General features: G+C 65.0%; 14 protein-coding genes. 5 read left to right on the forward strand and 9 right to left on the reverse strand.

The features are described 5' to 3' along the window. Positions 1–21: 21 nt before the first annotated feature. From treZ to glmS, 6 genes are all read right to left on the reverse strand, one after another. On the reverse strand, positions 22–1,788 hold the full coding sequence (treZ, locus tag AB0313_RS04350; protein ID WP_366303856.1) for a malto-oligosyltrehalose trehalohydrolase: 1,767 nt from the start codon (positions 1,786–1,788) through the stop codon (positions 22–24). Next, on the reverse strand, positions 1,785–4,112 hold the full coding sequence (gene treY, locus AB0313_RS04355) for a malto-oligosyltrehalose synthase (protein WP_366303858.1): 2,328 nt from the start codon (positions 4,110–4,112) through the stop codon (positions 1,785–1,787). The genes treZ and treY overlap by 4 nt, the downstream gene beginning before the upstream one ends. After that, a complete protein-coding gene (glgX, locus tag AB0313_RS04360; RefSeq protein WP_141942570.1) occupies positions 4,109–6,367 on the reverse strand; it encodes a glycogen debranching protein GlgX in 2,259 nt (752 codons plus the stop codon). Before glgX ends, treY begins: the two co-directional genes overlap by 4 nt. Positions 6,368–6,436: 69 nt before the next feature. After that, positions 6,437–8,032 (reverse strand): NAD(P)H-hydrate epimerase, encoded by a 1,596-nt coding sequence (locus AB0313_RS04365; RefSeq protein ID WP_366303860.1) that lies wholly within the window; start codon positions 8,030–8,032, stop codon positions 6,437–6,439. A 15-nt stretch (positions 8,033–8,047) separates the two neighbouring features. Continuing rightward, positions 8,048–8,395 carry a holo-ACP synthase gene (locus tag AB0313_RS04370; protein WP_141942574.1) on the reverse strand — a complete coding sequence of 116 codons (348 nt, stop codon included), beginning with the start codon at positions 8,393–8,395 and terminating at the stop codon, positions 8,048–8,050. A 175-nt stretch (positions 8,396–8,570) separates the two neighbouring features. Next, a complete protein-coding gene (gene glmS / locus AB0313_RS04375) occupies positions 8,571–10,463 on the reverse strand; it encodes a glutamine--fructose-6-phosphate transaminase (isomerizing) (protein ID WP_366303863.1) in 1,893 nt (630 codons plus the stop codon). A gap of 117 nt (positions 10,464–10,580) precedes the next feature. Here glmS and coaA point away from each other — a divergent pair, with 117 nt between their 5' ends. Genes coaA through mscL form a run of 3 tightly spaced genes read left to right on the forward strand, consistent with a single transcriptional unit; the run spans position 10,581 to position 12,868 of the window. Then, a complete protein-coding gene (gene coaA, locus AB0313_RS04380; protein WP_174237603.1) occupies positions 10,581–11,576 on the forward strand; it encodes a type I pantothenate kinase in 996 nt (331 codons plus the stop codon). A 5-nt stretch (positions 11,577–11,581) separates the two neighbouring features. Beyond that, on the forward strand, positions 11,582–12,442 hold the full coding sequence (locus AB0313_RS04385) for a M15 family metallopeptidase (RefSeq protein ID WP_366303865.1): 861 nt from the start codon (positions 11,582–11,584) through the stop codon (positions 12,440–12,442). 24 nt (positions 12,443–12,466) lie between these two features. Further along, a complete protein-coding gene (mscL, locus tag AB0313_RS04390) occupies positions 12,467–12,868 on the forward strand; it encodes a large conductance mechanosensitive channel protein MscL (protein ID WP_141942582.1) in 402 nt (133 codons plus the stop codon). 58 nt (positions 12,869–12,926) lie between these two features. Here mscL and glmM read toward each other — a convergent pair whose 3' ends face one another. Further along, positions 12,927–14,288 (reverse strand): phosphoglucosamine mutase, encoded by a 1,362-nt coding sequence (gene glmM, locus AB0313_RS04395; protein ID WP_307304245.1) that lies wholly within the window; start codon positions 14,286–14,288, stop codon positions 12,927–12,929. A gap of 183 nt (positions 14,289–14,471) precedes the next feature. On the opposite strand from glmM, the gene AB0313_RS04400 reads away from it, so the two are divergent. Then, on the forward strand, positions 14,472–15,707 hold the full coding sequence (locus AB0313_RS04400) for a bifunctional glycosyltransferase family 2/GtrA family protein (RefSeq protein WP_366304248.1): 1,236 nt from the start codon (positions 14,472–14,474) through the stop codon (positions 15,705–15,707). After that, the gene (locus AB0313_RS04405) at positions 15,704–17,635 is read left to right on the forward strand and encodes a glycosyltransferase family 39 protein (RefSeq protein WP_366303867.1); all 1,932 of its coding nucleotides are present in this window, start codon (positions 15,704–15,706) and stop codon (positions 17,633–17,635) included. The genes AB0313_RS04400 and AB0313_RS04405 overlap by 4 nt, the downstream gene beginning before the upstream one ends. A 50-nt stretch (positions 17,636–17,685) precedes the next feature. Here AB0313_RS04405 and rpsI read toward each other — a convergent pair whose 3' ends face one another. Together rpsI and rplM are read right to left on the reverse strand one after the other, a co-directional pair. Then, positions 17,686–18,192 carry a 30S ribosomal protein S9 gene (gene rpsI / locus AB0313_RS04410; RefSeq protein ID WP_141942595.1) on the reverse strand — a complete coding sequence of 169 codons (507 nt, stop codon included), beginning with the start codon at positions 18,190–18,192 and terminating at the stop codon, positions 17,686–17,688. A 39-nt stretch (positions 18,193–18,231) separates the two neighbouring features. After that, the gene (gene rplM, locus AB0313_RS04415) at positions 18,232–18,675 is read right to left on the reverse strand and encodes a 50S ribosomal protein L13 (RefSeq protein WP_043454696.1); all 444 of its coding nucleotides are present in this window, start codon (positions 18,673–18,675) and stop codon (positions 18,232–18,234) included. Positions 18,676–18,866: the final 191 nt, after the last annotated feature.

Genomic DNA, 18,866 nt, shown 5'->3' on the forward strand with positions numbered 1-18,866 from the left:
CCCGCGGCACAACTTCCAGGTTCAGGACTTGAGGATCGCGGCACTCCACGGCGCGAGGTCAAGCGAACCGTCGTCCATCCCGGTCCCCTCGTCGGTTGCGAGGAGGACTGTGCCTGCGCCGTCCAGCCGGACCTTGGAGCCCGAGGCGTTGACCACCACCTCGACGGTCCCGCGCCGGAAACGCAGCCAGCCGGCGTCGTCGTCGAACGACACCTCTGTCTCACCGAAACCAAGGGAAGCCAGCTCCGGATGCTCGCGGCGCAGCGCCGTGAGCGACCGGTACAGCTCAAGGAGCCGCGCGTGGTCACCGGTGGCGGCCTCGGCCCAGTCCAGCTTGGACCGGCGGAAGGTTTCCGGGTCCTGGGGATCGGGCACGACGGCGGGATCCCACCCCATGCGCTCGAATTCCTTGATGCGCCCTTCCGCGGTGGCCTTTCCGAGCTCCGGCTCGGGGTGCGAGGTGAAGAATTGCCACGGCGTGGAAGCCCCGTATTCCTCACCCATGAACAGCATGGGCGTGAACGGGGACGTCAGCGTGAGGACGGCGGCCACGGCGAGCTGCCCGTATGACAGGGACTGCGAGAGCCTGTCCCCCGTGGCCCGGTTGCCGATCTGGTCGTGGTTCTGGTTGCAGACCACCAATGCCGCGGGGTGGACCAGCGAAGCGTTGATGGGACGGCCGTGGTGCCGGCCGCGGAAGCTGGAGTAGCTGCCGTCGTGCAGGAATCCGTCCTTCAGCACCTTGGCCAGCACGGACAGCGACTCAAAGTCCGAGTAGTAGCCGGTGGTTTCGCCGCTGACGCTCACGTGGACCGCGTGGTGGAAGTCGTCGCTCCACTGCCCGGCCAGGCCGTAGCCGTTCGCATCCCGGGGGTAGATCAGGCGCGGGTTGTTGAGGTCCGATTCGGCGATGAGGGTCTTGGGCAGCCCGGTTTCGGCCGAGATGGCGTCGCCCAGAGCGCCCAGGTCCTCAAGGATGTGCACGGCACGCTCGTCGCGCAGCGCGTGCACGGCATCGAGCCGGAGCCCGTCCACGTGGTAGTCCCGCAGCCACAGGGCCGCGTTGTCCAGGATGTACTCCCGGACCACGTCGGAGCCGGGCCCGTCCAGGTTGACGGAGTCGCCCCAGGTATTGGCGTCGCCCTGCTTCAGGTACGGGCCGAACTTGGGCAGGTAGTTGCCGCTGGGCCCCAGGTGGTTGTACACCACGTCCTGGATGACGCCCAGCCCCGCGGTATGCGCGGCATCCACAAACCGCTGGTAGGCCGCCGGTCCCCCGTAGCCTTCATGCACCGTGTACCACTGGACGCCGTCGTAGCCCCAGTTGTGGGTTCCGTTGAAGCCGTTGACCGGCAGCAGCTCCACGAAGTCGATGCCGAGGTCCACCAGGTAGCCCAGTTTGTCCACGGCTGCGTCCAGCGTTCCTTCGGGCGTGAAGGTGCCGACGTGGAGTTCGTAGATCACCGACCCCTGCAGGTCCTTGCCGCGCCAGGCTGAGTCCCGCCAGGCATAGGCGGCGGGATCGTAGGTGCGGGACTGTTCGTGGACACCGGCAGGGAGGCGGCGGGACCGGGGGTCCGGGATGGGGGTAGTGTCCCCGTCCAGCAGGTAGCCGTAGTCCACATCACCCTCGCCCGGAGCGTCCGGAGCCGTCCACCATCCTTCGCTGCCTGGCGCCGTTTCCTTCGTCCGCATGGTGTACTGCCGGCCATTGGCCAGCAGTACCACGGATTTGGCGTCCGGTGCCCACACGTCGAAGCGTTCGGGTCCAACGTTGGCCAGGGTCATGCCTTTTCTCCGTCCACAGGTGCCAGCAGGGCCACCGGGTAGGTACCCAGGACCTCCGCCACCGAAACCCGGCCGGGTCCGTGGCTGGTTCCGGTGAGTTCGTCGCGCATGGCAGTGGAAAGGTCGACGGCGGTGTCCCGCCAGCCGCCCCCGGCTTCCAGTCCGGCGGGGAGCCGGGTGGCAAGCGTGAGGGCACCGGAAGTGGCGTCGGTTCCGCGGGTGAATGCCAGCAGGTGGTCAGCGGCGGCTCCGCTGGCCGTCACGGCCGAGTATCCCTGGAACAGCTCCGGGCGGTCCCGCCGCAGGCGCAGTGCGCGCGAGGTGACCAGAAGCTTGCTTGCTTCCGTGCCCGCGTCAGGCAACGTCCCGGCGTCGAGCTTTGCCAACTCTGCCTGCCGCTCAGCGAAGTCCACGGGCCGGCGGTTGTCCGGATCGGTGAGTGACCGTTCCCAGAATTCGCTGCCCTGGTACACGTCCGGCACGCCCGGCATGGTCAGCTGGACCAGCTTTGCCGAGACCGAGTTGGCGGCGGAGAAGGCATCGATGCGGGCCACGAAGTCCTCAACCACCTTGGCCACCTCGGCGTCGTCGAACACGGCGTCGACGGCCGCTTTCACCTTGGACTCGAAGTCCTCATTGGGATCGGTCCACTTGGTGGAGTTGCCGGCCTCCCGGGCCGCCTTTTCCGCATAGCCCTGCAGCCGTTCCCGGCTTGCAGGCCACGCACCTACGATTGCCTGCCACAGCAGGTTCTCGTAGGGGCCATCCGGAATCGGCGCCAGGCCCCGGAGCGTCTCCAGGGTTTTGGCCCACTCCTCCGGCAGTTCGGCGATGACCGAGATCCGGGCCCGGGCATCCTCGCTTCGCTTGGTGTCGTGGGTGGACAGGGTGGTCATGGACAGGGGCAGGTCCTGCTGGCGCCGCTGCATCCGCCGGTGGAATTCCTCCGGCGCCACGGCGAACTCAGTGGGTTCGGCGCCCACCTCGGTCAGGGTGCCCAGCCGGGTGTACCGGTAGAACGCGGTGTCCTCCACGCCCTTGGCCATGACCATGCCGGAGGTCTGCTGGAACCGGATGGCGATGGGGTTGGCAGGATCCAGCAGCAGCGGCAGGAGGGTGCCGACGGCCACTTCCAGGTCCGGCCGGTGCGCCGCGGCGGACTCGCACGCCTCCTTGAGGACGTCGGCGCCCACCGGGAGGTAGGACCGGTAGACGGGGAAGGACGCGATGATCTCCGCGATGCCGTCCGCTGCCTGGTCCACCGTGAGCCCGTACGACTCGGGAACCAGCCGGGCCAGCCGCAGCACCTCGGAGCGCAGGATGCCGTCGGCGATCATGCGCTTGGTGCCGCGGATCATCTCCGCGTAGTCGGCCGGCTCAGGCGTACCCCGCAGCGAAGCGTCCAGGGCGTCCAGGGCCTGCTGCCCTGCCGGGTCCACGAAGACCCGGTCCACGTCCGCCAGTGCGTCATAGCCCGTAGTGCCCTCGCAGGCAAACTCCTGCGGCAGCACTTCGCCCGGCTCCAGGATCTTCTCCACCAGGACGTACGCGCCCCCGCTGAGGTCCTTGAGCCAGCGGAGATAGCCCGCGGGATCAGCCAGTCCGTCGGGGTGGTCCACGCGCAGCCCGTCCACCAGGCCCTCCGTGAACCAGCGGCCCACTTCGGCATGGGCCTTCTCAAACACGGACGGTTCCTCCACCCGGATTCCGGCCAAGGTGGTGACCGCGAAGAAGCGCCGGTAGTTCAGTTCGGCATCTGCGCGGCGCCAGTCCATCAGCTGGTAGTGCTGCCGGCTGTGCACGTCCTGCGGGGAGTCACCCTCGCTGTACGTGCCGTCGGCCAGCGGGAACCGGTGGTCGTAGTAGCGCAGTTCGCCGTCCTTGACCTCCAGCTTGTCCAGGTCGGCGTCCGAGCCCAGCATGGGCAGCCGCACCTTTCCGCCGCCCAGGTCCCAGTCGACGTCGAACGCTTCGGCGTAAGGCGAGCCGCGGCCCTCCTTGAGCAGCGACCACCACCACGGGTTCTGCGGCGGGGAGGCCACGCCCACGTGGTTGGGCACGATGTCCACCAGCACGCCCATGCCGTGTTCGCGGGCTGCCTTTGAGAGGGCAAGCAGGCCTTCGGGGCCACCGCGGTCAGGGTCCACGGCGGAAGGATCGGTCACGTCGTAGCCGTGGTCCGAGCCCTTCTCCGCGGTGAGGATGGGCGACAGGTACACCCAGTCCACGCCAAGGTCCTTCAGGTAGGGGACCTGTTCGGCGGCGTCGAAGAGGGTGAAACTGCTGCGGATCTGCAAACGGTAGGTGGAGACCGGAGTCCTCATGCTTTGGCTTTCTTGTCGGCGCCCGTTGCCCTTGCCTCGCTCGCCTCGGCTGCCTTGGCCTGGGCCTCCGCCATCTCCTCCTGGGCCTCCTCGTGCTCCACCCTGGACGCCAGGGACGCGGCCGCGGACGTATCCACCTCAGCCTCGGGGCCGGAGTAGGCACGCAGCACCACCATGGACTTCGCGTCCAGGGTCAGCGTGGCGCCGGCCTTGAGAGGTTCGTAGGCGTCGGCCTGGGCGGCGGTGTCGACCAGGACCTCCCAGTACTGCGAGTACTCGTCGGACGGGACGCAGAAGTCCACCGCGTCGTCATGGGCATTAAAAGCCATGAGGAAGCTGTCGTCGGTAATCCGGCGGCCACGGGAGTCCTGTTCCTGGATGCCGTCGCCGTTGTAGAACACGCCGATGGTCCGGCCGAAGCCACTGCCCCAGTCCTCGGGCAACATTTCCGTGCCGTCAGTCTTGAGCCAGACGATGTCAGGCAGCTTCTCGCCTTCGCCACGGCGGACGGGGCGGCCGTCGAAGAAGCGGCTGCGGCGGAACGTGGGGTGGTCGTGCCGGAGCTTGTTGACGAATGCCGTGAACTCGACCAGTGGCTGGTCCATGGCTTCCCAGTGCACCCAGCTCAGCTCGGAATCCTGGCAGTAGGTGTTGTTGTTGCCCTGCTGCGTGCGGCCCAGTTCGTCGCCGTGCAGCAGCATGGGGACGCCCTGCGAGAGCAGCAGCGTGGCAATGAAGTTCCGCTGCTGGCGGGCACGGAGGGTCAGCACCTTCTCGTCGTCGGTGTCTCCCTCCACGCCGCAGTTCCAGGAGCGGTTGTGGGATTCGCCGTCGTTGTTGCCTTCGCCGTTGGCCTCGTTGTGCTTCTCGTTGTAGGAGACGAGGTCCCGCATGGTGAAGCCGTCGTGGGCGGTGACAAAGTTGATCGAGGCCACCGGACGCCGGGCCGAGCTTTCGTAGAGGTCAGCCGAGCCGGTGAGCCGGGACGCGAACTCGCCCAGGGTGGAGGGCTCGCCGCGCCAGAAGTCGCGGACGGTGTCGCGGTACTTGCCGTTCCATTCCGTCCACTGCGGCGGGAAGTTGCCCACCTGGTAGCCGCCGGGGCCAACGTCCCATGGCTCTGCGATGAGCTTGACCTGCGAAACGATGGGGTCCTGCTGGATGAGTTCGAAGAAGGTGGAGAGCTTGTCCACGTCGTAGAACTCGCGGGCCAGGGTGGAGGCGAGGTCGAAGCGGAAACCGTCCACGTGCATTTCCGTGACCCAGTAGCGCAGGGAATCCATCAGCAGCTGCAGGGAGTGGGGGTGCCGCACGTTCAGCGAGTTGCCCGTGCCGGTGTAGTCCATGTAGTGCTTCAGGTCGTTGTCCACCAGCCGGTAGTAGGCCTGGTTGTCGATGCCCTTGAAGGACAGGGTGGGGCCCAGGTGGTTGCCTTCTGCGGTGTGGTTGTAAACGACGTCGAGGATCACTTCGATGCCGGCCCGGTGCAGGTCGCGGACCATGGCTTTGAATTCCTGGACCTGGTGTCCCACGTCGCCCGTGGAGCTGTAGGTGTTCTGGGGGGCGAAGAACCCGATGGTGTTGTAGCCCCAGTAGTTGTTGAGGCCCTTCTCCACCAGGGTGCCGTCGTTAACGAACTGATGCACGGGCATGAGCTCGATGGCCGTGACGCCGAGCTTCTTCATGTGCTCGATGACGGCAGGGTGTGCCACGCCGGCGTAGGTGCCGCGCTGCTCTTCGGGGATTTCCGGGTGCAGCTCGGTGAGGCCCTTGACGTGGGCTTCGTAGATGACGGACTCGTGGTACGGGATCTTCAGCTGGCGGTCGCCGTCCCATTCGAAGAACGGGTTGATGACCACGCCGTGCATGGTGTGCGGCGCAGAGTCTGCATCGTTGCGGGAGTCGGGGTCACCGAATTCGTAGGAGAAAAGCGCCGGGTCCCAGTCAATCTGGCCTTGGATGGCCTTGGCGTAGGGGTCCATCAGGAGCTTGTTGGGGTTGAAGCGGTTTCCATCGGCGGGATCGTAGGGTCCGTGGACGCGGTAGCCGTACTTCTGGCCCGGCTGGATGTGCGGCAGGTAGCAGTGCCACACGTAGCCGTCCACTTCGGTCAGTTCGATCCGGGTTTCGGTTAAGTCGTCGGCCAGGAGGCAGAGTTCAACCCGCTCCGCCCGTTCGCTGAACAAGGCGAAATTAGTGCCGGTGCCGTCAAAGGTAGCCCCCAGCGGGTAGGCATTTCCAGGCCAGACTTCCATCGTGCTCCTCATTTATTGGTCAGCAGCAGACGGCATCGGGACGCCCCTGCTGCTGGTGCGAACTAATGCCTACCGTAGTGGTTGGCTGTGACTATTACGTTTCCAGGCTCCATAGTTACTAAGCATGCTGACTTTACCCCAGATTTCGGGTAGGGCATCCGCAATTCCGCCAGCGGCGATCGGGCCGCCTGACGCTGCCTCCGATGCAGCCTTCCCTGCCCGGCCGTGCAACGCCGCTCCCAGCGCGGCGATGGCAGCCCACCGTCCGTCCCCTTCAATCCCCAGATCCGTGAAGCGGCCGACGTCGGCCCCGGCCTGCGCGAGCAGCGCGCCGATGACCCCGGCCAGGACGTCCCCGCTGCCGGCGGTGGCGAGCCAGGGCGTACCGTCCGCCTGGCTGAAGGTGGTGCCCCAGGGTGCAGCCACGAGGGTGGTGGCGCCTTTGAGCAGGACGGTGGCCCCGGTGCGGACGGCGGCCTGGCGGACCGCAGCGAGCGTACCGGCTTCCACGGCTTCCCTGTCCTCGCCGTGGCCCAGCCGCTGGAACAGCGATGCGAGCTCACCGGCGTGCGGGGTGAGCACCACGTGCGGCGCAAGCATGGCAGGCAGCGCGGGCAGCGCACCTGCATCGGCCACGACGGGAAGGTCCGATGCAATGGCGTCGCGGGCGCGGGTCAGCTGTTCGTGGTCATGGGGGCCCATGCCGGAGCCCACCAGCCAGGCCTGGACGCGGTTCTCTGCGACGGTTCCGGTGCTGCAGACCACCTCGGGACAGGACTGGCGGACCAGGTCGGCCACCGACGGCGGACCAAGGTACCGGACCATGCCCACCCCGGCGGCCAGCGCACCCCGGCAGGCGAGGACTGCAGCCCCCGGGTAGTTCTCTGACCCGGCCACCACGCCCAGCACACCGCGTGAGTACTTCTGGGCGCGCCGGGACGGGTGCGGCAGGAGTCGGGCCATGTCGGCCTCCTCCAGCCGGCGCATGGAGGGCGCCGGAAGGTGCTCTTCGATGCCGATCTCCACGACCAGGACGCGGCCTGCGTAGTCGGCGCCGGGGTCGGCCAACAGGCCGGTCTTCGCTCCCCCGAACGTCACAGTGATATCGGCCGGCAGGACGGGACCGGCAGCTTCGCCGGTGTCCGAGTCGATGCCGCTGGGAAGGTCGCAGGCCACCAGCAGGCCGTCGCGGTGTTCAGCGTCCCGTGCAGCCGTGATGGCGTCGATCAGGTCGGCGGCACTCCCCCGCAGGCCACCCTTCGCGCCGGTTCCCAGGACGGCATCAATGACGGCGTCCGCCCTGGCGGCTTCGGCGGCGAGGGCCGGAAGCTCTGCCTCGGTAAGCCGCTGCACCCGGCCGCCTGCCCGCTCGAATGCCGCCAGACCGCCGGGGTGGGCGGCATCGCCGGTGAGGACCGCCGTCGTCCGCATCCCGCGGGCGGCGAGGAAGGCGCCTGCGTACAGTCCATCCCCGCCGTTGTTGCCCTTGCCCACCAGCACCACCACGCGGGAACCGTTGAGGCGTGAGCCGCGGGACTTCAATTCATTGACGACGGCGGCGGCCAGCCCGTAGGCGGCGCGCTGCATCAGCACGTCCCCCAGGCCGTCGGCCAGGAGGGGTTCTTCGGCTGCGCGGACCTGCGTTCCGGTGTACGCGGTGATCATGCGGCGGCCGCCGGATCAGCCTTCGGCCAGGACCGTGGCGGTGGCGATGCCGCCGTCGTGGCTGATGGACAGGTGCCAGCGCTTGACGCCCTTGGCCTCGGCCACTGCCAGGACAGTCCCTTTCACCTGGACGGTGGGCCCATTCTGGTCCAGTCCGATCCAGCAGTCCTGCCAGTTCATGCCGGCCGGGGCACCGAGGACCTTGGCCACGGCTTCCTTGGCGGCAAACCGGGCAGCCAGGGAACGGGTGTTCAGGTCCCGTTCCGCCGGCACGAACAGCCGGTCCCTCAGGCCCGGCGTGCGCTCCAGCTGGCGGCCGAACCGCTCGATGTCTACTACGTCTACCCCAATGCCAACGATCATGCGGTTCATTCTACGGTGGAGGTCCCTGCCGGCGGCCCTCCCGCGCCCCCGTTTGGGCCGGATACTGTCGTTGTCCGCCGTCAGCGCAAAGGGCTTGTTTTTGGGCCGGCAGTGTTAACGCAGGAAGCCCCGGACCGTGAAGGTCCGGGGCTTCTGCTGTCCGCAAGCGGAGCGGTTATTCGACGGTGACGCTCTTGGCGAGGTTGCGGGGCTGGTCCACGTCGTAGCCCTTGGCTGCGGCGAGTTCCGCGGCGAAGATCTGCAGCGGCACGGTGGTCAGCAGGGGCATGAGCAGGGTGGGGGTCTCCGGGACGTAGAAGACGTACTCGGCGTAGGCCTTGACGGCTTCGTCGCCTTCCTCCGCGATGACCAGGGTGCGGGCGCCGCGGGCGCGGACTTCCTGGATGTTGGAGACCACCTTGGAGTGCAGGGAGTCGCGGCCGCGCGGGGACGGGACCACCACGAACACCGGCTGGCCTTCATCGATCAGGGCGATGGGGCCGTGCTTGAGCTCGCCCGCGGCGAAGCCCTCGGCGTGGATATACGCGATTTCCTTGAGCTTCAGGGCGCCCTCGAGGGCTACGGGGTAGCCGACGTGGCGGCCCAGGAACAGCACCGACTTCTCGTCCGCCATGCTGCGGGCCAGTTTACGCAAGGGCTCGGCGTTGTCCAGGATCTTCTGGATCTTGGCCGGGATCTTGTTCAGGTCCGCCAGCACGTCCTTGATCTGGCCCGAGAAGATGTTTCCGCGCAGCTGGGCCAGGTACAGGCCCAGCAGGTACGCGGCCGTGATCTGCGCCAGGAACGCCTTGGTGGAGGCCACCGCGATCTCGGGGCCTGCGTGGGTGTACAGCACGGCGTCGGACTCACGCGGGATGGTGGAGCCGTTGGTGTTGCAGATGGAGATGGTCTTGGCGCCCTGTTCACGGGCGTACCGGACGGCCATCAGGGTGTCCATGGTTTCGCCGGACTGGCTGATGGAGACCACCAGGGTCTTCTCGTCCAGGATCGGGTCGCGGTAGCGGAACTCGTGCGCCAGCTCCACCTCGGTGGGAATCCGGCACCAGTTCTCGATGGCGTATTTGGCCACCATGCCCGCGTACGCGGCGGTGCCGCAGGCCAGCACGATGATCTTGTTGACCTGCTTCAGCAGCTCGGGATCGATTCGGAGCTCGTCCAGGGTCAGCTTGCCCTTGATGTCAGAACGCCCCAGCAGGGTCTGGGCCACGGCGTCGGGCTGGTCGTGGATTTCCTTCTCCATGAACGAGGAGAAGCCGCCCTTTTCCGCCGAGGCCGGGTCCCAGTCCACGTGGTATTCCTTGCCCTGGGCCGGGTTGCCGTAGAAATCGGTGATCTCCACCGAGTCCGCAGTGATCGTCACGATCTGGTCCTGGCCCAGCTCCACGGCACGGCGCGTGTAGTCGATGAACCCGGAAACGTCCGAGCCCAGGAAGTTCTCGCCGTCGCCCAGGCCCACCACCAGCGGGGAGTTACGGCGGGCAGCAACGACGACGTCGGGCTGGTCCGCGTGCACGGCCAGCAACGTGAAGGCGCCCTCAAGGCGCTGGCAGGCCAGTTCCATGGCGCGGGTCAGGCCGCCGTTCGCCGGGTCACCGCCCAACTTGTTCCGCAGGATGTCAGCCAGCAGCGCGGCAGCGACCTCAGTGTCCGTCTCGGACAGGAAGGTCACACCCTTTTCGAGCAGCTCGAGCTTGAGCTCGGCGAAGTTTTCGATAATGCCGTTGTGGATGACGGCGAGCTTGCCGCCGTCAGCCAGGTGCGGGTGCGCGTTGCGGTCCGTCGGGCCGCCGTGCGTGGCCCAGCGGGTGTGGCCGATGCCGGTCACTGCCTCAGGCAACGGACGCGCCTCCAGCTCACCGATCAGGTTGCTCAGCTTCCCGGACTTCTTCCGCGACTCGATGGTCCCCTGGGACACCACCGCCACACCGGCAGAGTCATAACCGCGGTACTCCAGGCGGCGCAGCCCCTCAAGGACAACGTCCAGCGCACTGTGACCGTTAATTGCACCGTCAGTCGAACGGCCTACGTATCCCACGATTCCACACATAGCCACAAGACTATCGGCAGCGTGCCTGTTGCTCTAAACCGGCTGGCCCATGTGTGGGGCTTGCGGCTGGTCTTCCGTGACGGGTGCCGCCGCGCTGAGCAGGGGCGTCATTTCGCGATGGGCCGGGAGCGGGGCAGAATCTTTAGCGTGACTTCGCAACGCAATGAAGCGAACGGGGAGGGTGCCTCGCCGTTCGTGGAGCTGGACCGGCATACCTGGTCCCGGCTCGCAGCCCAGATGGAACAGCCCCTTAATGAAGAGGACGTGCTGCGCCTTCGCGGGCTCGGCGACCCCCTGGACATTAAGGAAGTCCGGGACGTCTACCTGCCGCTTTCCCGGCTCCTGCACCTGTACGTGGAGGCGGCCGGCCAGCTGCACGCCGCCACCACCACGTTCCTGGGCGAGCAGACCCAGCGCACCCCTTTCGTGATTGGCGTGGCCGGTTCCGTTGCGGTGGGCAAGTCCACCATCGCCCGCGTGCTGCGGGAAATGCTGCGCCGCTGGCCCGGCACCCCCAACGTGGAACTCATCACCACCGACGGCTTCCTCTACCCCCTGGCAGAGCTTAAGCGCCGGCAGCTGCTGGACCGGAAGGGTTTCCCGGAGTCCTACGACCGGCGGGCGCTGCTGCGGTTCGTGAGCGAGATCAAGAGCGGCGCAGAGGAAGTCCGCGCCCCCTGGTACTCCCACGTCACCTACGACATTGTGCCGGGCAAGGAAGTGGTGGTCCGCCGCCCGGACGTGCTGATCGTGGAGGGCCTGAACGTGCTGGCCCCGGCCCGCCCGCGCCATGATGGCCGCCAGGGCCTGGCGCTGAGCGACTTCTTCGACTTCTCCATCTACGTGGATGCCAAGACCTCATACATTGAAGAGTGGTATGTGGACCGGTTCCGGAAACTGCGGAGCACCGCGTTCGCGCAGCCGGAGTCCTACTTCCACCGCTACGCCACCCTGTCCGACGAAGAGGCGGAGAGCACCGCACGGGACATCTGGAAGCGGATCAACGAGCCCAACCTGGAGGAGAATGTGCTCCCCACCAGGGGCCGGGCGCAGCTGGTGCTGACCAAAGAGGCGGACCACTCCATCCGCCGCATGCTCCTCCGGAAGGTTTAGCACACGTGTGCCACGAATGCGGGTCACCCAGCCGACGCAGCTTCACGCGCTTCCTCGCAGCCGGTGCCGGGCTGACGGTCCTGGCTGCCTGCACACCGGAGGCACCCAAGGCGGCGGCGCCGTCGTCGTCCGCTGCTCCTTCCCCGTCCCCCTCCCCCTCAGCCGTTTCGGCTTCAGCGGGCCCGACGGCGGAAACCGCCACGGTAAGCCAGTCACCGGAGTCGCCGTCCCCCACGCCCTCGCCGTCCGCCACCCTGGCGCGGCAGTTTTCGCTTGACGACCCCAAGAGCCAGTGGGTCATCGTGAACAAGCACCGGCCGTTGAAGCCTGCGGACTATGTGCCGGCTGACCTGGTGCGTCCCGCCGTCGCCATTTCCGCCGCAGGTGAGGCGGCGTTGCTGAACAGCACCACCGCGGCAGCCGCGGAAGCGATGTTCGCAGCGGCCGCACGGGACGGCGTGGCAATCGTGCTGGCGAGCGGCTACCGCTCCTACAGCACGCAGGTGACCACCTACAACGGCTACGTTGCCGCACGCGGACAGGCCGACGCCGACACCGCCAGCGCCCGCCCGGGCCATTCGGAGCACCAGACGGGGTGGGCGTTCGACATCGGCGACGGCGGAGGCGCATGCAGCTTCCAGCCGTGCTTCGCGGACCAGCCGGCGGCCACCTGGGCGAAGGCAAACGGGCACCGCTTCGGGTTCGTGGTGCGCTACCCGTGGATGCTGCACCCCATTACGGGGTACTACTACGAGCCATGGCACCTGCGGTACGTGGGCGTGGAGGCGGCCACGGACATGCTGAACCGCGGCATCGGCACGCTGGAGGAATACTTCGGCCTGGAGGCGGCACCCGCGTACCTGTAACACCCGTGCGCTAGGTTGGTTTCCATGCTGACTGGATTCAAGAACTTCATCATGAAGGGCAACGTGGTTGACCTTGCCGTCGCCGTTGTCATGGGTACCGCGTTCGGATCGGTGGTGACGGCGCTGGTGAACAAAGTGCTGATGCCCTTCATCTCCGGCCTGGTGGGCGCGCCAAACTTTGACAGCTTTGCGCGGGTGGAGCTGCGCGGCAACGCCATCGAGTTCGGCGTGCTGCTGACGGCTGTGGTCAACTTCCTGCTGATCGCCGCGGCCATCTATTTTGTGGTGGTGATGCCGATGAACCTGATGATCGAGCGCCGCAACCGCCGGCTGGGGATTGATAAGAGCGTGAAGAAGGACGCTGCGGAGGACCCGCAGGTAGCGCTGCTGACCGAAATCCGGGACGCGCTGAAGGACCGCGTCTAAGCCTGCTCAACTGCAAGTGGCCCGCCTCCTGCTGGGAGGCGGGCCACTTTTGTTGCTGCTAGTTCGAGGCCAGTTCCAGCGCGAGCTCGGTCCGGACCACCTGGGCGAGGTGTTCGGCGATGGACTGGGCCGTCTCTTCGTCCGCGGCTTCCACCATCACCCGGACCACGGGCTCGGTGCCGGAGGGGCGGAGCAGGACGCGCCCGGTCTCGCCCAATGCCGCTTCGGCAGCTGCCACGGCCTGGGCCAGGACGTCGTTGCTGCCCACTTTGCTGCGGTCCACGCCCTTGACGTTGATCAGCACCTGCGGAAGCTTGGTCATCACCGTGGCGAGTTCCTTGAGCGGTTTACCGGTCAAGGCCACCTGCGCGGCGAGCTGCAGGCCGGTGAGCAGGCCGTCGCCGGTGGTCGCGTGGTCGGAGAAGATGACGTGGCCGGACTGCTCGCCGCCCAGGTTGTAGCCGCCGTCGCGCATGCCTTCCAGGACGTAGCGGTCACCAACGGCGGTTTCCACGATGGTGATGCCGGCTTCCCGGAGAGCAATCTTGAGCCCGAGGTTGCTCATCACAGTGGCCACAAGGACGTCATCCCTGAGTTTGCCGGCCTTCTGGAGCGCGACGGCGAGGATGGCCATGATCTGGTCGCCATCCACCTCGTTGCCCTCGTCGTCCACGGCCAGGCAGCGGTCGGCGTCGCCGTCGTGGGCGATGCCGAGGTCGGCACCGTACTTGACGACGGCTTCCTTGAGCGGGCCGAGGTGGGTGGAGCCGACGCCGTCGTTGATGTTGAGGCCGTCAGGATCCGCGCCGATCACGATGACGTCCGCGCCGGCGTCCTTGAAAAGCTGGGGCGAGCAGCCGCTGGCTGCGCCGTTGGCGCAGTCCAGCACCACGGTGAGCCCGTCCAGGCGGTGCGGGAGGGTGCGGAGCAGGTGGACGATGTAACGGTCCTCTGCATCCGAAAAGCGCTGGATGCGGCCGACGTCCGCGCCGGTGGGGCGGACGGCCTCCTTGCTCATCTGGGCTTCGATGGCGTCCTCCACTTCGTCGGGGAGCTTCTGGCCGCCGCGGGCGAAGAACTTGATGCCGTTGTCCGGCGCCGGGTTGTGCGAGGCGGAGATCATGACACCGAAGTCCGCTTCCAGATCCGCCACCAGGTATGCGGCGGCAGGCGTGGGCAGGACGCCGGCATCGTAGACGTCGATGCCCGAGCTGGAGAGGCCGGCTTCCACGGCGGCGGCGATGAATTCACCGCTGGCACGCGGGTCCCGGGCCAGCACGGCGCGGGGCCTTGCGCCGTTTGCACTGCGGTCATGACCAAGCACGACGGCGGCCGCCTGGGCCAGCTGCAGGGCCAGTTCTGCTGTCAGCAGGCCGTTGGCCAAGCCCCGGACACCATCAGTTCCAAATAATCTAGACACCGGTCAAGTGTAGAGGATGGGTGCGGGAGGGCCTGCGTAGGCGTCGCCTCCGGGCTGGCTCTACCTGTCGGATACCTGTCTCCCGACGGGGCCGGATACTGGGACTACTTGATTTCATACGCGGCTACCTGTCTTTGCCCAAAACCCTCGCCACGGTTATTTGGCGCCCCCTACGATCCATGCATGACACCTAGCTATGGGGGCTTGGCGCTTGAAATTGTAGTACCGGTCTACAACGAAGAAGCGGTGCTGGAACGCAGCATCACAAGGCTCGCCGAATATCTGACCAATGAAATGCCGTCGACGTGGAAAATCACCATCGCCGATAATGCAAGCACCGACCGGACACCGGTGATTGCCGCCCGCCTTAGCGGGTACATTCCAAACGTCGAGTATCGGCGCCTCGAGGTCAAAGGACGCGGGTACGCGCTAAGGGATGCCTGGTCTGCCTCCGATGCCAAAGTCCTCGCCTACCTGGACGTTGACCTCTCAACGGATCTGGCAGCACTTCCACCTTTGGTGGCGCCCCTCCTGTCCGGGCATTCCGATATTTCCATCGGCACGCGTTTGGGTCAAAGTTCCCGGGTGAGCCGAGGGCCCAAACGGGAATTCATTTCCAGGTCCTACAATTTCCTGCTGCGGCGCACAATGCAGGTGCGGTTTTCGGACGCCCAGTGCGGGTTCAAAGCCATTCGGGCTGATGTGGCAAAACGGCTGCTTCCCCATGTTCAGGACAATTGCTGGTTCTTTGACACCGAGCTTCTGATAATTGCTGAGCGTTCCGGGCTTCGCATTCACGAGATTCCCGTCGACTGGGTCGATGATCCGGACAGCCGTGTGGATATCAAGCAGACAGCCGTGGATGACCTGAAGGGAATGGTCCGGGTTGCCGGATCGCTGGTGAAGGGCGTTATACCCGTTCAGGCAATTTACGCGGAGCTGGGACGCCGGCCGCTCGCGCCCCTAAGCCGGCCAAGTTTTTTTGGCCAGGTCCTCCGGTTTGGCCTTGTCGGGGTTGCTTCCACCTTGGCCTTCGCGCTGCTCTACCTCATGATGCAGGGGCCCTTCGGGTCCCAGGAAGCCAACTTCCTGGCGCTGCTGCTGACCGCGGTAGGAAACACGGCAGCCAACAGGCGGTTCACGTTTGGCATCAGCGGGCCGGAGAAGCTGTTCACGCATCAGTTCCAGGGCTTCGTAGTGTTTCTCCTGGCGTGGACCCTCACGTCGTCGTCGTTGGTGGTACTCCACTCGCTGCACGCCGATGCTGCGCCCAACGTGGAGCTTCTGGTCTTGACCGCGGCGAACGTCCTCGCCACATTGATGAGGTTTGTCCTGCTGCGGCTCTGGGTCTTCCGCACGCAACCCGGCAGCAGTCATGCACGCCGGGCCCTGGTCCCTGGTAGGAATCCCGTCAGATGAGGACCAACGTGGCACAGAGCAGAGCCGCAATTTTATCCTCCCCATCGCGCGCCCTCATGGCGAGGGAACGCGTCATCTCGATCCTGACCTCGGGCCATACTCCATGGGAACGGCCCGCCCTTTTGTCGCTGCTGCTGCTGACGGCGCTTTTATATTGCTGGGGCCTGGATATAAACGGGTGGGCAAACGCCTACTACTCAGCGGCGGTGATGTCCGGGGCACAGGATTGGACGGCTTTCTTTTACGGCTCTTCGGACCCTCTGAACGCCATCACTGTCGATAAGCCCCCTTTGAGTCTCTGGGTGATGGCACTCTCGGTACGACTCTTTGGCTTGAGCAGTTGGAGTATTCTTTTGCCCCAGGCGGTCATGGGAGTACTTGCGGTCTTTCTGTTGTATGTCTTGGTATCCAGACGCTTTGGACCTTTCACCGGACTGCTTGCAGCCGTCTTTATGGCAATAACCCCGGTGAGCACCGTAATGTTCCGCTACAACAACCCGGACGCGCTACTCATCCTTATCATGGTTGCCACTTGCTTTTATGCCCTTCGAGCAATTGACAAACAACGCCCTCTTGACCTGATCGTAGCTGGCGCCCTGGTGGGCGCGGGGTTCCTGACTAAACAGCTCCAAATCGGCCTCGTAATCCCTGGCTTGGTACTTGCGTACTTGGTGTTCGGCCGTGCCAGTTGGTTCAAGCGGATGGCACATGTTGGATTGGCGGGGATGGCGGCGGCCGCAGTTGCCGGCGCTTGGCTTCTCATAGTCCAACTCTCAGACGTAACAGCCAGGCCATTCATTGGAGGCTCAAGGGAAAACAGCACTGTTGAATTGGCTCTGGGCTACAACGGTTTTCAGCGACTCACCGGAGAAGATGCTAGCCGAACATTGTCTTCAGGGGGCCGCGTCAACGAACTTGCCAAGGGATACCAAAGATTTCTGGAGCCGCAATACTCAGGACAGTTCGGGTGGTTCCTTCCACTTGCCTTCGTAGGTCTCGGTCTAGCCATGGTTTGGCTTATTAAAAGGAAAGGAAACTCGAGTCGTGGTGCTCTTCTTCTCTTCAGCGGATCGTGGTTCCTAACTTCGACCGGAGTTCTGGCGTATATGTCGGGAATTGTTCACCCGTACTACGCCCTTACTGCTGTTCCACCGAGTAGCGTTCTCGCTGCGGTCTCCCTTCGCCACCTACTAAGCAATGGAGGATGGCGGAATCGCGCGCTTCTTGTCGCAGGACTCGTTGGCACTGCCGTTCTCGCATTCGTATCGGCGACCCGCTCCGCAGCCGACTTTCCAGACCTGCCCCAGCTATTTCTCCTGCTGTGGCCTCTGACAATAGCGGCGCAAATTGTTCCTAACTCCTCGCCTGCACTTAGGAAGGTCCGGCATATCCTCATGATCTCAACACTGATTGCCGGTCCCCTTATCTGGTCAATAAATACCGCTTTAAGTCCACATGTAGGGGCGGGTGTTATCGCAGGCCCGAGCATCAACGGAATACGGTCCGATGATCCGACACGCTCTGGACTGGGGGCTGGCGTGTCCCAGAGTCTTGCGGCAGTTGCGCTTGGGGATATACCCGAGCCCAAAGTTCTTGACCGCTTAACTTCTACTAAGCTGCCATCAAGGACATGGGCCACGGCAATCGTAGGATCGGCATCAGCAGCCAACTACCAGCTTGCCACGGGTCGTCCAGTGTTACCCATTGGTGGCTTTGATGGAACGGATCCCAGCCCGACTCTAGAACAGTTCAGGAACCTCGTTGAGGAAAAGAAAATCGCCTCAGTGGTTGTTCAAAACTTGCCGCCTCTGACTTCGGAAGGCCGGGGAGAATCTGCCCGCATCCTCGACTGGGTCAAATCAAACTTCAAGAAAGAGCAGATAGGCAACGCTGAGTACTACGACTTAGTACAACTATCCCAACCTTAAAAAATTGCCCGCCCCGCCGTAGGGCGAGACGGGCAACTATGTAAGCGGATCTAGCGCTTGGAGTACTGCTGGGCCTTACGGGCCTTCTTGAGACCGGCCTTCTTACGCTCGATGACACGTGCGTCGCGGGACAGGTAACCGGCCTTCTTCAGGGTGGGGCGGTTGTTTTCGACGTCGATCTCGTTCAGCGAACGGGCGATGCCGAGGCGCAGTGCGCCGGCCTGGCCGGAGATGCCGCCACCGTGGATGCGGGCGATGACGTCGTAGGCGCCTTCGAGATCGAGGATCTTGAAGGGCTCGTTGACGTCCTGCTGGTGCAGCTTGTTCGGGAAGTAGTTCGCCAGCTCGCGGCCATTGATGGTCCACTTGCCGGTGCCGGGCACAACGCGGACGCGTGCAACAGCTTCCTTGCGGCGGCCAACAGCAGCGCCGGCAACGGTCAGTGCCGGGCGCTCCTTCTTGGGAGCAGCTTCAGCAGCGGAGCTCTCAGAGGTGTAGCTGGTCAGGTTTTCCTCGGCCTCGGGGGCCTCGGTGGTCAGTTCTTCGTTCTGAGCCACGATTCTCCTTGTATTAAGTAAGTTGTTTGGTGGCCAGGACTACTGGGCGACCTGGGTGATTTCGAAAGTCTTGGGCTGCTGGGCGGCGTGCGGGTGCTCGGCACCGCGGTAAACCTTCAGCTTGCCGAGCTGCTGGGCAGCCAGGGAGTTTTTGGGGAGCATGCCCTTGATGGCCTTCTCAACGGCGCGGACCGGGTTGGTTTCCAGCAGTTCCGCGTAGTTGACGGAGGTCAGGCCGCCCGGGTAGCCGGAGTGGCGGTAAGCACGCTTCTGCTCCAGCTTGGCGCCGGTCAGGGCTACCTTCTCAGCGTTGATGATGATGACAAAGTCGCCCATGTCCATGTGGGATGCGAAAGTGGCCTTGTGCTTGCCGCGCAGCAGGATTGCGGTCTGGCTTGCAAGACGACCAAGGACAACGTCGGTGGCGTCAATGACGTGCCACTGGCGGTTGATATCGCCGGGCTTCGGGGTGTACGTACGCACGGTGTTTGCCTCGTTCTTGTTCTGGCGTTCTTGTTTAGGTGTCGCTAGCTCGCGCACCTACTGTCTGCGCGCTACCGGAACAGAGGTGAGGGCTCTATGTAACCAGTCATCCTGAAGTTCCGAATGTGCACGTTGAGTAGTTATCCTGCAACCGGATTCTCAAGCGGGCACGCACCATCGGAACAGGACAC

Origin of the sequence: Pseudarthrobacter sp. NPDC080039 (assembly GCF_040702335.1) — a bacterium.
Classification (GTDB): Bacteria; Actinomycetota; Actinomycetes; order Actinomycetales; family Micrococcaceae; genus Arthrobacter; species Arthrobacter enclensis_A.

What these genes read in the sequence shown, in the direction of transcription:
- treZ (WP_366303856.1), bottom strand. Translation starts at nt 1,788, where the DNA reads ATGACCCTGGCCAACGTTGGACCCGAACGCTTCGACGTGTGGGCACCG.
- treY (WP_366303858.1), bottom strand. Translation starts at nt 4,112, where the DNA reads ATGAGGACTCCGGTCTCCACCTACCGTTTGCAGATCCGCAGCAGTTTC.
- glgX (WP_141942570.1), bottom strand. Translation starts at nt 6,367, where the DNA reads ATGGAAGTCTGGCCTGGAAATGCCTACCCGCTGGGGGCTACCTTTGAC.
- AB0313_RS04365 (WP_366303860.1), bottom strand. Translation starts at nt 8,032, where the DNA reads ATGATCACCGCGTACACCGGAACGCAGGTCCGCGCAGCCGAAGAACCC.
- AB0313_RS04370 (WP_141942574.1), bottom strand. Translation starts at nt 8,395, where the DNA reads ATGATCGTTGGCATTGGGGTAGACGTAGTAGACATCGAGCGGTTCGGC.
- glmS (WP_366303863.1), bottom strand. Translation starts at nt 10,463, where the DNA reads ATGTGTGGAATCGTGGGATACGTAGGCCGTTCGACTGACGGTGCAATT.
- coaA (WP_174237603.1), top strand. Translation starts at nt 10,581, where the DNA reads ATGGGCCGGGAGCGGGGCAGAATCTTTAGCGTGACTTCGCAACGCAAT.
- mscL (WP_141942582.1), top strand. Translation starts at nt 12,467, where the DNA reads ATGCTGACTGGATTCAAGAACTTCATCATGAAGGGCAACGTGGTTGAC.
- AB0313_RS04400 (WP_366304248.1), top strand. Translation starts at nt 14,472, where the DNA reads ATGACACCTAGCTATGGGGGCTTGGCGCTTGAAATTGTAGTACCGGTC.
- AB0313_RS04405 (WP_366303867.1), top strand. Translation starts at nt 15,704, where the DNA reads ATGAGGACCAACGTGGCACAGAGCAGAGCCGCAATTTTATCCTCCCCA.